Genomic DNA, 13,593 nt, shown 5'->3' with positions numbered 1-13,593 from the left:
CACAACTTCCCCTTAGACTTAGCTGCTGGTGAAGTTGCTCCTGTTGCTTTGACTGCTCCTGCAATCAACGGTTAATCTGAAACTGGGTTTAATAAGCTTAGTTAAATAAGAAAATACCCTCCAGAAATGGGGGGTATTTTTTTGTCAGAATCAGGATATCCAGGATTTAAGGATGTACAGGATGGAAATTTTAAGGAGTTTCAGGAAGGTAGGAATTATTACATATTTTACGTTTTAGTTACTGCAAAAGTAAATGTTAAATAATTTTGATGGGATGTTTTTCTGGAATACCCATGTTTGATAAACTTAATAAACAAAATGGTATAAAATTACCTTAATAACGGTTGATGGAGATTTGACTTGACCAAAAACAGGATTAGACTACAAGCAAATGAGATTAAGCCCAGGTTGCAACTTCTAAAAAAGAAAGCTTTATTTATAGAACCTAAGTTAGCAGCTAGGATTAATGAAATTGGAACTACACTATCTAAATATAAAAACGAAATTTTGGAGAAAAAACGGTTTTTAATAGACTTCCTGAATGAATTTTATTATGATATTGAAACTTATCTATATACAATCCAACCACTTTTAAAGTTATCTCCAGCAGAAAGAGAAAGATATTGCCAACAAAAGAATATATCTGTAACTGAGTATTATTGGTATACGGTAATTTTGCCTAAATGGTTAAGTCAAGAAGATCCAAAATTTTCTTACTGGATTGAAAAACTGATACAAGAAGAGTATACTGGTAATGATGAAGATTTAATTTTAAATTTGACTAAAACTATCAACTCTAGAAATGATGGGAGTGCTTCTAACCGTTACATTCTAGATTTATCTATGGCTACAGATTTACTTGTTAGTCATGTTCCTAGTACACTTGAGCCTATTTTTGTTCAACTTACAGGTATTTCTAACTTGCAGGATGGACAACCCAACCCTGATTTTCTAAATAAGCAGCAGCGATGGAATAACACTCTATCATGTTGGGGTATTAAAAGGGCTTTATTGGTTGCTCATGATAATCAAGTGAACAGTCCAAACAATCTACTCAAGTTAGCTGATGTTATGCTAAAAGAGAGTAGCGATCGCCCAACTAATTTTATTACTGTTATACCCTTCCCTGGATAGTATTATGACTAACGATGTAAAGATTTATAATCAGTCCAGTTCTGAGATAGATTGGAAATATTTGGAAGCATCCCAACAATTGCAACTAGATAAGCAAAATTATGGTGCTGATTATATTCATCTTTATGTTGATGATATAGAAGGTGATTGGCTGGAAAATTGGGATTGGGAAGATGATTTAACAGATTATATTGATGCTTTTTATCATCATTGTGAACAGGGTAATTATCAATTTGCTTTTGATACTTTAAAGGTTTGTGATGATTTATTGCATCAACCGGAAAATTATGAAAAGGGTTTAGAGGTTTATGGTTATTTAGTTGAAAGGTTAGAATTAGAATGTGCAAAACAGCCTGACATAAATAATCAAGAAATTTTGAACGAAGTAAAGCAGCGTATTTTTATATTGCAAAATAAAGGGAAAGGGGACAATATGATATGATAGTCAATGTTTTAGTAAACAAGGAAAGTTTATTTTATGTCCTATAAAGTTAGTATTGTCATTGAAAAAGATGAACATGGATATTATGCTTATTGTCCTGAACTTCCTGGTTGTCAATCTGAAGGTGATTCATTAGAAGCAGTACAAGCAAATATCAAGGAAGCAGTTGAATTATATATAGAAACATTATCAGAATTTGAGAAGATGTTTTAAATTTATTTTTGTCTGAATCAGGATGTCCAGGATTTAAGGATTTACAGGATGGGAATTTTTATGATTAAATTTTATTCATTTTTATTTTCATTCATGAAATCAACATATTCACGCCACGCTGTAGAGGTTGTTTCTTGAAGATCAATTTCTAAATAATTTTCTCTAATGTAATTCAGCAATTCATCAAATACTGATTCAAGCTCTCTTAAAGCTTTTTCAATATCATTCCAATCTTTTTGTTGTTTGTCGGTTAATGGCATATAGTCATGAACTTGAAAAAAGAGACAACGACCTGGTGGAAAATGATAATGTTCACCGTATGAAAGAGTTTTACCCCATGTAACATGAACTTTCTCTACTAAGTCTTTAAGTTTATCATCATAAAGGTGGTAGTTTCCGCTCGTCAATTTTCCTTCAAAAGTGTTATAAAAGTAGAATATTTCAGTATAAACTTTTTGTGGAGCTTCGTTTATATGGTTCTTAATACTCGTTATATGAATTGTTTCCAGAATAGTTTGAATAGTGGAAATGTCACGCTTACGCTTTATTTCTTCTGGGGTAAGTTCAGCTTTGTATTTTGGTTTATTCGGCGATTTTTCAATAATTAGTTTTAAGGCTTCATGAATTTTCTGGCTGAGTTGTTTTTGATTTCCTTGCAACTGCTTTTCTGTAAAATATTCTGCTTTAGGACTTGAATTATAGTCAGTAATGCGATTGACAACTATATCAAAAGGTGCATCTTTTAAATCACCATAGGATGTATTGAATAACATAATTATTCTCTCCCAACCAAGAAGCGCAATTGCATATCCTAGTTCAATCATTACATTTGGGTTGGGAACAGTTCTTACTTCTTGTGGCTTTTTTCTACCTTCTGTAGCTTGCAGGTTTTTGATAGCTTCTATAACTTCTTTATTAATTGTAGTTATGTCACAAATAAAGGCATCAGCAGATGCAATTTTATCAAAAATAGCGGATGGTATATGAGGGCTTCCAGGTAGATCACGTGTTGCTTCATCTAAAGTAATACGTAAATCAATTTCTTTAAACTCATTTTCCAGTTTATTGCTCGCTATTCCGATAGCCCCTTTAATTACTCCTTGGTTAGTTTCTTTTGGTAAATCAGATTGCCAAGAGTAGAATACTGTAAACTGCATCATAATGTATATTTTTGGAAGTTTCTTTATATCATAACCATTTTACATCACGGTTTGTAATTTGCATAATCAACATAGCGTTAACAATGCCAATCTCAATTTAAAATACATTTGGCAAATTGACAAATAATGTTATATCATATAAATGATTTACCTAAATAAAATAAATTGAACCAGATTGTTTATTCCATCAAAAAAATCCTTGAACTATGAAAACAATGAAATCTCAACGTAAAGTGCTGTTATCTCATGGTGAAGATGGGTATTTTGTTGTTGAAGTACCCAGTTTACCCGGTTGTATTAGTCAGGGTAAAACCCGTGAGGAAGCTTTAGCTAATATTGAAGAAGCAATATCTCTATATATTGAAGTTTTACAAGATAGAGGTGAACCTGTTCCAGAAGATACAGTTGAGGTAGTGTTGGTGTGAGTAAATTACCTATTGTCTCAGGTTTAGAGTGTGTGAAAGCATTAGAAAAAATCGGCTTTTTTGTAGATAGACAAAGAGGAAGTCACATTATATTGGTTCGTGAAGAACCGAGAACTACAATATCTGTACCAGATCATAAAGAATTAGATAGGGGTACTTTGCGAGGAATTATTCGACAAGCAGGTTTAAGTGTAGATGAATTTATTGAATTATTGTGACACAGCAATAAAGGCATGATCTCTGGTACAACACCATGTAAAATACATAATTCAGACTGTATTTCCTCAACAACATGGGTAGCACATTTGGTCATCTTTTCCGAATCACGACTTTTGGCGAATCTCACGGCGGCGGTGTGGGTGTTATAATTGATGGTTGTCCCCCACGACTGGAAATTTCCCCGGAAGAAATTCAATTTGAACTAGACAGAAGACGGCCAGGACAAAGTAAAATCACAACACCCCGCAAAGAAGCAGACACCTGTGAGATATTGTCAGGGACATTTGAAGGTAAAACCCTGGGAACACCCATCGCAATTTTAGTCAGAAATAAAGATACCCGTTCCCAAGACTACGATGAGATGGCGCAAAAATACCGTCCTTCCCATGCGGATGCTACCTATGATGCAAAATATGGATTTAGAAATTGGCAAGGTGGCGGAAGGTCGTCAGCGCGTGAGACAATAGGTAGGGTAGCTGCTGGTGCGATCGCTAAAAAAATTCTCCGTCAAGTTGCAGGTGTAGAAATTATCGCCTATGTTAAACGCATCAAAGACTTAGAAGGAAATGTTGATACAAACACCGTCACCTTGGAAGATGTAGAAAGTAACATTGTGCGTTGTCCCGATGGGGAAATTGCCAACCAAATGATAGAGTTAATTGAAAAAACTGGTAGAGATGGTAACTCTATTGGTGGTTTAGTTGAATGTGTGGTGCGGAATGTTCCCAAAGGTTTAGGAGAACCAGTTTTTGATAAATTAGAAGCAGACTTAGCAAAAGCAGTCATGTCACTTCCTGCAAGTAAAGGTTTTGAAATTGGTTCAGGTTTTGACGGAACATTATTAACAGGGTTTGAACATAACGACGAATTTTATATTGATGAAAACGGAGAAATTAGAACATTAACGAACCGTTCTGGAGGTATTCAAGGAGGAATTTCCAACGGCGAAAATATTATTTTACGAGTTGCTTTCAAACCAACCGCCACTATTAGAAAAGAACAAAAAACCGTCACTAAAGAAGGAGAAGAAACGGTTTTAGCAGGAAAGGGAAGACATGATCCTTGTGTGTTACCCCGTGCTGTTCCTATGGTTGATGCGATGGTAGCTTTGGTTTTATGCGATCATCTTTTAAGGCATCATGGACAGTGTAAGTTATTGTAGAGATTTTCAAATTCAGAACTTACAAAATAACTGAAAATCTCTCTAAAACTCTCTTTTCTTCGCTTCCTACCCTTCGGGAACACCTTCGGTGAACGTGTCTTCGTGGTTCATTTGTAGGAAATAGAAGAAAACGAACCGCAAAGGACACAAAGAACGCAAAGGAAAGAGGTTAGAAGAGGAATTTTTAGTTAGTCCTGTATGATATCTTACTTAATTGAGATGAATACTGAATAAAAATTTTTTGCTTGAGTTCTTTCTTTGTGAACTTTGCGTACTTTGCGGTTAGTTATAAATTAAAATTCATGCCTCCCATCATCTTACCTCCTCCTCTAAAACCCGGTGATTTATTGCGCGTTATTGCTCCTAGTGGTGCGTTAAGAGAATTTGCAGCTTTTGAAAAAAGTCTAGAAATTTGGAAAGCGCACGGTTACAATATCCAAATTAGCGATAATCTAGAAAGTAGACATGGTTATCTTGCCGGTAATGATGATCACCGTCGTCAACAACTGGCCGCAGCATGGCATGATCCAGAATGTCGCGGTATTATCTGCTCTAGGGGTGGTTTCGGTAGTACCCGCATTTTGGAAAATTGGACTTGGGAACAAAAAACGGCTGATCCTAAATGGTTGATCGGTTTTTCTGATATCACAGCCCTGCTTTGGAGTCTCTATAAAGTTGGTATTTCTGGTGTGCATGGTCCCGTACTCACTACCCTCAAAGATGAGCCAGAATGGTCAATAAAACGGTTACTTGATATTTTAGCAGGTCGAGCGATCGCACCTTTAAAGGGTAATGGTTGGGGTGGTGGTACAGTGACAGGGGTGTTACTTCCTGGTAATCTGACAGTGGCTACCCATCTTTTAGGTACACCGCTTTTACCTGATCTAGATGGTGTAATATTGGCTTTGGAAGATGTGACAGAACCACCCTATCGAATTGATCGGATGTTAACTCAATGGCGGTTAAGTGGTATGCTATCTAAGGTTCGCGGTATTGCTTTGGGAGGTTTTACCAAGTGTGATGCACCTCCGAATATACCCAGTTTGAGTATAGAGGAGGTTTTGGGCGATCGCTTATCTGATCTCAATATTCCCATTGTTTCCGATTTACCCTTTGGTCATGATAGCCCTAATGCCGCTTTACCTGTGGGGGTAAAAGCAACATTAGACGCAGATCAGGGAATATTAGAAATTGTCCATGAAATTAAATCCATTTGCGATAACAACGAGCAGTAATTAAATAAGGATGAAAAACTTCTACAAATTTAGTTTGTAATGTCTGAAAAAACCTATCTAGCAATTCTGGTTCATCATGGTGAAAAGGATATTCTTGATTAAAACCTTTAAAGAAATACCAATTCATAATGATTTTTCCTGCATCATCTAAAGACTGATGGAATGTAAGTAATTGTTGAATAGGATCTGGTAAATGCTCTAAAACATCAAAACAAACAATAGTATCAAACATTTCTGAACTAGGCATTTCTTGACACAAAATTATTTTTTTGTCTAACCCTAATTGTTTAGCTCGATATTCGACAAACTCGCAATTAATCGGATTAATATCAAAATAAAACACCTCTTTAACATTTGGCGAAAGTGCAGCACCAATAGCATGAGTACCAATTCCCCCACCAAAATCTAATACCCTACCTTGGGCATATTTGGCAATTAATAGTAAAGTATTACCAATATAATCATGACTGTTTAAATGCCAAGCTCCAAGCTCAAAAAGATACTCATTTTTTACCTGATCCTGATAGAAAGCTGTAGCTTTTTCCCAGTCAAAATCTTTATGGCCTAACTCAGCCATTTCTTTTTGACCAGCAGCTAATTTACTTTCTAATGTTTGCTCATCCAAACTTAAAAATTCCTGAAGATGTTGCTTTAAACTAAAAGCATCTTCCCAAAAGCTATTTAAAAAAGATGGAATAGGTGGTGTGATCATATTTTTCTACCTGCTGAATACAATAATTTAGCTAAATCATGCGTAATATTTGATATTATGCCTAAAAGCACATCAATTTCACAATTGTATCGGAAATTGACCTAAACTGCTGCATAGTCCTAAGTACACACTCTAGCCTAAGTGCTGTATCTTCGTATTTTTAACATATTTTCATTGATAGGAGATCAAAATGCCTAGTGTTCAGGAAAACTTAAATAAATGGTCTAACTACGATTGGAAAGATCAGGGTAATGAATGGTCGAGTTCATGGGGTGGAACGGATAACTGTTTTTTTGGAACTATACATCCGCGAATTAAAACCTTTATTCCTGAGACAAAAACAGGAACAACAATATTAGAAATAGCTCCTGGTTTTGGACGTTGGACACAATATTTAAAGGATTATTGTCAAGATTTAATTATCGTAGATTTAACTGAAAAGTGTATTGCCGCTTGTCAAGAACGCTTTGCAGATTGTTCTCACATTACATATCATGTCAATGATGGAAAATCATTAACCATGATTGAAGATGAATCTATTGATTTCATTTTTAGTTTTGATTCCTTAGTCCATGTGGAAAAAGATGTCATTCAATCCTATTTACAACAGATAGCCCTGAAACTTAAACCCAATGGTGTAGGATTTATCCATCATTCTAACTTGGGCAATTATCTCAATCCCGCTACTGGAAAGCTAGAGGTAGAAAACATTCATTGGCGAGCAGAAAGCATGAGTGCTAAACTATTTGAGCAATACTCCCAAGAGGCTGGCTTACAATGTTTTCACCAAGAAATAGTTAATTGGTGTGGCGATATTTTGTGTGATTGCTTTTCCTTAATTACACCAAAAAACTCTCAATGGAGTCAACCCAATCATGTAATTGAAAATCCGAATTTTGGTGCAGAAGCTCAACGTTTACGCCAAGTATCATAAAATAATTGGAGGTAAGCAAGATGCTTACCCCAAAAGATTTTGAATATTTTGCTGTCATATCATGTTCAGTAAAAACAGATAAGGAATAAGCAAACTATTGATTTTTTCTTATCTGTGCAAAATCTTCTCGAACCATTGTTCTACACGAGCGCCCATTGCTTCCAAAGAATATAAACTCTCTGCTTGCTGGCGACAATTTTGACGATCAATAGTGTGTACCCGTTTAACAGCATCTATTAAACCTTGTACACTATCTGGCTCAACCAAAAACCCAGTTTTGCCATCTTCCACTATTTCCACTAAACCGCCCCGACTATAAGCAATCACCGGTACTCCACAAGCTAAAGATTCTAAACCTACAGTGGGGAAAGCGTCTATCCAGTGGGGAGTAGCTAACATAGCTTGACATTCCCTCAGTCCCGCTTGTAATTCGTTTGTAGAGACAAATCCTTGGTAATCTATCTGTGCATCGGGATACGCTTGGCGAACTTGTTGCCAATATTCCTCATTTTGCATCAAACCAAAGATTTTTAGAGGCATTCCTAAAGTGTTTGCTGCTGCTACCGCATCTTCTAAACCTTTTTCTGGTGCTATGCGCCCTACCCAACCTAAGCTATTACCAGGTTGATCACAAAACTGATACAAAGACAAGTCTAATCCATTAAATAAACAAACACATTCATCAGGGCAAGGAAAAGTTGCAGCTTGTGTTTTTGAGTGAACACCAATAGCATGAGGAAACTGAGTTGCTACCTTGGCAATCATATCATCCATCGCATTCAGTAAAGAACTCATACTAATTAAATGGGCTACTGGACGAGGAAAAAATTGCGTTAAATATAATGGCAACCAATCATAGCTAAAATTCAAAATTAAATCATAATTTCCCTGTACTTGATAAGCATAACTCCACATATTTGCTAAAACTGAATTTGTGGGAATGCCAATTTCTGCATCATACTTTTGATCTTGGGCGGCATTTTGTGTATTTCCGGGTATTTCTATCAAAGGTAACGAACCACTGCGAGAACCTGCTGGTGCAACAATATCTATTGTGTGTCCTCTTTGCTGCATTGCTTTGACAATATTGGGGAGGGTGACTTCTATTCCACCACCTAACCCTGAACCCAAAGCACCAACACCTGTGGACATAAATAATAATTTGTAAGTCGGTTGACTCATCATTAATATCCTCAATTAAAAATTGCAGTTATCATCATACATGAGTAACTCTACAAATTAAATAGGAATACTATATTTTTGTGATAATTTTTCAGCCTCCAGTGATTAATTATTTTTGCTTTGACATCGGGTAATTAATTTACCAATCTGAGTTTTATATATTGCGGCTTTGATTAAATGCGTGCAAGCATGATATATGTAGCCATTTAATTAGGCTATAAAATTTTGAGAGTTAATGAATATAAATCACAAATTACGATATATAATGATCAAGTGAAAATCCCTAATAAATCAGCAATTTTCTCAGCCACCAACATGAAATTTATCAGGATTCGGTTTTTTAATTCCACTCAGAGGATGTTCACAACGGTAATCATCTTGATTTCTTGTTTCCTATTTCTATTTAGTTGTCAGCAGAATATTCAAAAAGATAATAATATCATTCATGTGACTTTATGGCAAGGAATTAACCCGCCAGTGAATCGGGATGTATTCAATAAATTAGTAGATCAATTTAATCAGGAAAATTCTCATATTCATGTAGACTCAATTTTCACAGGTACACCAGAGGAACAATTACCGAAAATATTAACCGCAGTGGTAGGTAATGCGGCTCCAGATATTTTAAATTTTTCTGCCCAAATAACTGGACAGTTAGTAGAATTAGGAGCAGTTGAACCTTTAGATGATTGGTTTAATCAATCAGCGGCCAAATCGGAAATTTATCCGCAAGTGATAGAGGAATTACAATTAGATGATCACCTCTGGTCAGTTCCTCTTTATACTGCTAATCTGGGCATTTTTTACCGAAATGATTTATTTAAAAAAGCGGGAATTAGTGAAACTCCTAAAAACTGGCAAGAATTAAGGGAAGTTGCCAAAAAACTAACTATTGATCGCAATGGTGATCAACGTCCAGAACAATATGGAATTTTATTACCTTTAGGCAAGCAAGAATGGACTGTGTTTAGTTGGTTTCCCTTTTTATTAGGTGCAGGTGGTGAAATATTAAATAATAACCATCCTAACTTAAATAATCCAGATGCTATTCAAGCATTACAATTTTGGCAAGACTTAATTAAAGATGGTTCAGCAACTCTTTCTCCCCCGGAAAGAGGCTATGAAGAAGATGCTTTTATTCAAGGTCGTGTAGCGATGCAAATTACTGGACCCTGGACGTATATTAAGAACTCTAATGTTGATTTTGGTGTGTTTCCTATTCCTGAAAATAAAGTACGGGCTACAGTCATAGGTAATGGCAATTTTTATTTAATGAAAACTACACCAGAAAAACAAAAAGCGGCTTTGGAATTTTTAGAGTTTGTTGTCAGTAAACAATTTCAAACCGAATGGGCAATGGGTACTGGTTTTTTACCTGTAAATATCAAATCTGCACAAAGTCCAGAATATCAGGAATATCTCAAATCCAGACCTTGGTTAAAAGTGTTTGTAGACCAAATTCCTGTGGCTGGTTCTCGACCTACAATAGCTGGTTATAGTCGCATTTCTGATAGTTTAGGTAGAGCAATAGAAGCTACATTACTAGGTAAATCTTCCCCTGAAGCCGCTCTAAAACAAGCTCAGGAACGGTTAGAAGTGATTTGGGGAGAAAAATAGGTGATTGGTCATTGGGGACTGGGGAGAAATATTTACCTCCTGACTCCTGACTCCTGACTCCTAAATTATCAATTTTAACGTTTTATTAAGTTAAGTAAAGCAAGTGTTAGAGCTTTTGGAGGATAGGACTCAAGCGTAATCTGAGGATGATAAGCTAAACAGTGAAATATAAAAGTGACTTAGGATGTAGTGTTAAATGGGTGTTTCCTCAACAGTTCCTCTCCTCCTTAGGGCTGCACGCGGTGAAAAAGTAGATCGTCCCCCTGTATGGATGATGCGACAAGCGGGACGCTATATGAAAGCGTATCGGGACTTGCGGGAGAAATATCCTTCTTTTCGGGAACGCTCAGAAATTCCTGAAGTTGCGATCGAAGTTTCCCTGCAACCTTGGAAAGCTTTTCAACCCGACGGCGTAATTTTGTTTTCCGATATTGTCACCCCCTTACCTGGTATGGGTATTGACATGGATATTGCGGAAGGGAAGGGACCGATTATTTTTTCGCCCATTCGCACACAAGCACAAATTGATAACCTGCGTCCCCTAGATCCTGAAGCTGCTTTACCGTTTATTAAGACCATTTTGGGGTCTTTACGGCAAGAAGTCGGCGATAAGTCAACGGTTTTGGGTTTTGTGGGCGCTCCTTGGACTTTGGCGGCCTATGCGGTGGAAGGTAAAGGTTCTAAAACCTATTCCATCATTAAAAACATGGCTTTCTCAGATCCAAAAATTCTGCATCAGCTATTAACTAAGTTGGCTGAGTCCATTGCTGATTATGTGCGCTATCAAATTGATTGTGGCGCTCAAGTGGTGCAGATGTTTGATTCTTGGGCAGGACAATTAAGCCCCCAAGACTATGATACCTTTGCTTTACCTTACCAAAAAATGGTGTTTGATTTGGTGAAACAAACTCATCCTGACACACCGTTAATTTTGTTAGTGACTGGTAGTGCAGGACTTTTAGAAAGAATGGCTACCTCTGGTGCAGATATCCTCACCATTGACTGGACTGTGGATATGGCAGATGCACGCAGAAGACTGGGTAAAGACGTGAAAGTACAGGGTAATCTTGATCCGGGTGTGTTATTTGGTTCTAAAGAATTTATCCGCGATCGCATTTTGGACACTGTTCGCAAAGCCGGCGACTGGGGACATATTCTTAATTTGGGACATGGTGTATTACCAGAAACACCAGAAGAAAATGTCGCTCATTTCTTTGAAACTGCCAAAAATCTCAACGCTTTGGTTTAGTTTCTGGTTTATTGGGTGGGTTTTTTACCCACCTGATTTTTAGGGAACGCAGATGAACGCGGATGAACGCAGATGATGAAATTCAACAACACAAATTAAAGGAAAAGTTATGCAAGTTACTTTAGATATTCCTGAAGAGTTGGCAAGTAAATTACAATTATTTCAACAGCAATTACCACAGATTTTAGAATTAGGAATTAGAGAATTAAATGCTGCTTCTCAACCAGGGTTTTCAGGTATGGCAGAAGTGTTAGAATTTTTGGCACAATTACCAACATCCGCAGAAATTATTGCTTTACGTCCTTCAGAAGAATTGCAAACTCAAATTAGTAATTTATTAGAAAAAAATCGGACTCAAGGTTTGACTGCTGCTGAAGAAATGATTTGGGAACAATATCAATATTTAGAGCATTTGGTGAGGATAGCAAAAGCTAAAGCTCTATTAAAATTAAAAACAGAAGCATAAATAATTTATAAATAATTTATTTAATAAATATGAGTAAATACATTCCATCTGCTCTGAAGAAATTAGTTTATGAGCGTGCTAAAGGTTGTTGTGAATATTGTTTAATTCCTGAAATTGCTACCTTATCTCCTCATGAAATAGATCACATTATTGCTGAAAAACATGATGGTTTAACAGAAGCTAATAACCTAGCTCTTTGTTGTGTTTTGTGCAATAAACACAAAGGTAGTGATATAGGATCAATTGATCCAGTAACAAAATTATTGACTTCATTATATAATCCACGTCAAGATAATTGGCACGAACATTTTCAATTAAATGGTACTGAATTTATACCTTTAACAGCAGTAGGAAGAGTCACTGTAAAATTATTACAAATCAATCGTATTGATAGATTAAAGGAACGAGAATTACTTATACAAGCTGGTATATTAAACCCACCATTATTTTAATATAAATTCATAACATTGTGTCGTCAATGTTTGGGTTTTTGGGTAGGGTTATATCCCCGACTTCTGTTGTTAATCTTTTCATTTATTCAGTTTAATAATCATAGAAGTCGGGGATCTTTGGCTATGTTATTTTTTAGTAGGTTAACGGTAATATCCTGTACATCCTTTAATCCTGGTTATCCTGATTCAGACTTAATATTTTTCTGTAATCTTTAAATTCTACAGTCCACAAGTCTCAAGGCGAGAGAAAAGAACTCCTCTCCCTAAACCTCCCGTATTCCATCGTAACCGTGCTGGTAAGTGGCCTTCTGGTGCTTTTATATCAAAAGTAATATCTTTGTAGGATAACCAGTAGGATAACCATTTTCCCTCTTTTCTCCATCCTAGTCTATCACCAAAGGCTATCCAAATTTTCTCATCATATTTTCTAGTTCCCCCCAAACTTTGATAAATCCGTTTCTGTACAGAAAATCCAAAGCGATCCTTACTATATTTGATCCATAATTTGTCAATAGTGTACAGGTCATTACAGGGAAAATTATCAATACTTGGAGCATCTAAAAAACCTTCTTTTTCCCGGTTTGCTACTGCTAACATTACCCGCGCTGTTTCCTCATCTGCTTCTTTCCATTGACCTGTAGATAATAATTGTTCTAGTTTTTGATATCGACTAGGTACAGATGGAGAAGAAATATTAACAGATGTTTGGTTAATAGGTATTTGTGAAGTATTTTGTTGATTTATAGGATTGATATCCTGCATCACTTCTTTAACAGATTGATAACGATATTTAGCAATAGGACTTGCTAATTTTTCCAAAATCTTTCCTAATTCATCACTTACCACATTCCCATTTAAAAAATCTCTCCATACCCATTCCCCTTCCATCGGACTATATAAATCAAAGGGACTAACTCCTGTTAATAAATGCAAACAAGTTACCCCTAAACTATATAAATCACTAATAAATAAAGGTTTACCCATTGACTGT

The 13,593-nt window shown here is 36.1% G+C and carries 16 protein-coding genes and 1 pseudogene; 13 read left to right on the top strand and 4 right to left on the bottom strand.

Annotated elements, in window-relative coordinates:
- From PN497_RS10855 to PN497_RS10840, 4 genes and pseudogenes are all read left to right on the top strand, one after another.
- Positions 1-75 (top strand): annotated as a pseudogene (locus PN497_RS10855) (photosystem II protein D1); the annotation flags it as partial.
- A 285-nt stretch (positions 76-360) separates the two neighbouring features.
- Positions 361-1,134: a hypothetical protein gene (locus PN497_RS10850; protein WP_096569145.1), complete on the top strand. Its 774-nt coding sequence runs from the start codon at positions 361-363 to the stop codon at positions 1,132-1,134.
- Positions 1,135-1,138: 4 nt separating this feature from the next.
- Positions 1,139-1,576: a hypothetical protein gene (locus PN497_RS10845; RefSeq protein WP_096569148.1), complete on the top strand. Its 438-nt coding sequence runs from the start codon at positions 1,139-1,141 to the stop codon at positions 1,574-1,576.
- A 36-nt stretch (positions 1,577-1,612) separates the two neighbouring features.
- Positions 1,613-1,789 carry a type II toxin-antitoxin system HicB family antitoxin gene (locus PN497_RS10840; RefSeq protein ID WP_096569151.1) on the top strand — a complete coding sequence of 59 codons (177 nt, stop codon included), beginning with the start codon at positions 1,613-1,615 and terminating at the stop codon, positions 1,787-1,789.
- A 71-nt stretch (positions 1,790-1,860) separates the two neighbouring features.
- Here PN497_RS10840 and PN497_RS10835 read toward each other — a convergent pair whose 3' ends face one another.
- Complete coding sequence (locus PN497_RS10835; RefSeq protein ID WP_096569154.1) at positions 1,861-2,949, bottom strand: hypothetical protein; 1,089 nt, start codon at positions 2,947-2,949, stop codon at positions 1,861-1,863.
- Positions 2,950-3,155: 206 nt separating this feature from the next.
- Here PN497_RS10835 and PN497_RS10830 point away from each other — a divergent pair, with 206 nt between their 5' ends.
- The 4 genes from PN497_RS10830 to PN497_RS10815 all read left to right on the top strand — a co-directional run bounded on the left by PN497_RS10830 (position 3,156) and on the right by PN497_RS10815 (position 5,990).
- The gene (locus PN497_RS10830; protein WP_096569157.1) at positions 3,156-3,374 is read left to right on the top strand and encodes a type II toxin-antitoxin system HicB family antitoxin; all 219 of its coding nucleotides are present in this window, start codon (positions 3,156-3,158) and stop codon (positions 3,372-3,374) included.
- Positions 3,371-3,592 (top strand): type II toxin-antitoxin system HicA family toxin, encoded by a 222-nt coding sequence (locus PN497_RS10825; protein WP_096569159.1) that lies wholly within the window; start codon positions 3,371-3,373, stop codon positions 3,590-3,592. The genes PN497_RS10830 and PN497_RS10825 overlap by 4 nt, the downstream gene beginning before the upstream one ends.
- A gap of 74 nt (positions 3,593-3,666) precedes the next feature.
- Complete coding sequence (gene aroC, locus PN497_RS10820; protein WP_096569162.1) at positions 3,667-4,755, top strand: chorismate synthase; 1,089 nt, start codon at positions 3,667-3,669, stop codon at positions 4,753-4,755.
- Positions 4,756-5,057: 302 nt separating this feature from the next.
- Positions 5,058-5,990 (top strand): S66 peptidase family protein, encoded by a 933-nt coding sequence (locus PN497_RS10815; RefSeq protein WP_096569165.1) that lies wholly within the window; start codon positions 5,058-5,060, stop codon positions 5,988-5,990.
- Here the strand turns inward: PN497_RS10815 and PN497_RS10810 are convergent.
- On the bottom strand, positions 5,959-6,702 hold the full coding sequence (locus PN497_RS10810) for a class I SAM-dependent methyltransferase (RefSeq protein ID WP_096569168.1): 744 nt from the start codon (positions 6,700-6,702) through the stop codon (positions 5,959-5,961). The genes PN497_RS10815 and PN497_RS10810 overlap by 32 nt on opposite strands.
- Positions 6,703-6,892: 190 nt before the next feature.
- Between PN497_RS10810 and PN497_RS10805 the strand changes: the two genes are divergently transcribed.
- Positions 6,893-7,636, top strand: a complete 744-nt coding sequence (locus PN497_RS10805) for a class I SAM-dependent methyltransferase (RefSeq protein ID WP_096569171.1) — start codon at positions 6,893-6,895, stop codon at positions 7,634-7,636.
- Positions 7,637-7,744: 108 nt separating this feature from the next.
- Here the strand turns inward: PN497_RS10805 and PN497_RS10800 are convergent, their stop codons facing one another.
- Complete coding sequence (locus PN497_RS10800) at positions 7,745-8,818, bottom strand: glycosyltransferase family 4 protein (RefSeq protein WP_096569174.1); 1,074 nt, start codon at positions 8,816-8,818, stop codon at positions 7,745-7,747.
- A 315-nt stretch (positions 8,819-9,133) separates the two neighbouring features.
- Between PN497_RS10800 and PN497_RS10795 the strand changes: the two genes are divergently transcribed.
- The 4 genes from PN497_RS10795 (at position 9,134) to PN497_RS10780 (ending at position 12,602) form a co-directional block, all read left to right on the top strand.
- Complete coding sequence (locus PN497_RS10795) at positions 9,134-10,435, top strand: ABC transporter substrate-binding protein (RefSeq protein WP_096569177.1); 1,302 nt, start codon at positions 9,134-9,136, stop codon at positions 10,433-10,435.
- Between the two features lie 196 nt (positions 10,436-10,631).
- Positions 10,632-11,684, top strand: a complete 1,053-nt coding sequence (hemE, locus tag PN497_RS10790; protein ID WP_096569179.1) for a uroporphyrinogen decarboxylase — start codon at positions 10,632-10,634, stop codon at positions 11,682-11,684.
- Between the two features lie 109 nt (positions 11,685-11,793).
- The gene (locus PN497_RS10785; protein WP_096569182.1) at positions 11,794-12,150 is read left to right on the top strand and encodes a hypothetical protein; all 357 of its coding nucleotides are present in this window, start codon (positions 11,794-11,796) and stop codon (positions 12,148-12,150) included.
- Between the two features lie 29 nt (positions 12,151-12,179).
- Entirely contained in the window at positions 12,180-12,602 is a 423-nt protein-coding gene (locus PN497_RS10780) for an HNH endonuclease (RefSeq protein WP_096569185.1), read from the top strand.
- 219 nt (positions 12,603-12,821) lie between these two features.
- Here PN497_RS10780 and PN497_RS10775 read toward each other — a convergent pair.
- Positions 12,822-13,593, bottom strand: a 772-nt coding sequence (locus PN497_RS10775) for a GUN4 domain-containing protein (RefSeq protein ID WP_272110108.1), incomplete at its 5' end; no start/stop codon positions are given.

The sequence above is a fragment of the Sphaerospermopsis kisseleviana CS-549 genome (genome assembly GCF_028329225.1).
Lineage (GTDB): Bacteria > Cyanobacteriota > Cyanobacteriia > Cyanobacteriales > Nostocaceae > Sphaerospermopsis > Sphaerospermopsis kisseleviana.
This window is presented reverse-complemented; position numbering and strand designations above follow the sequence as displayed.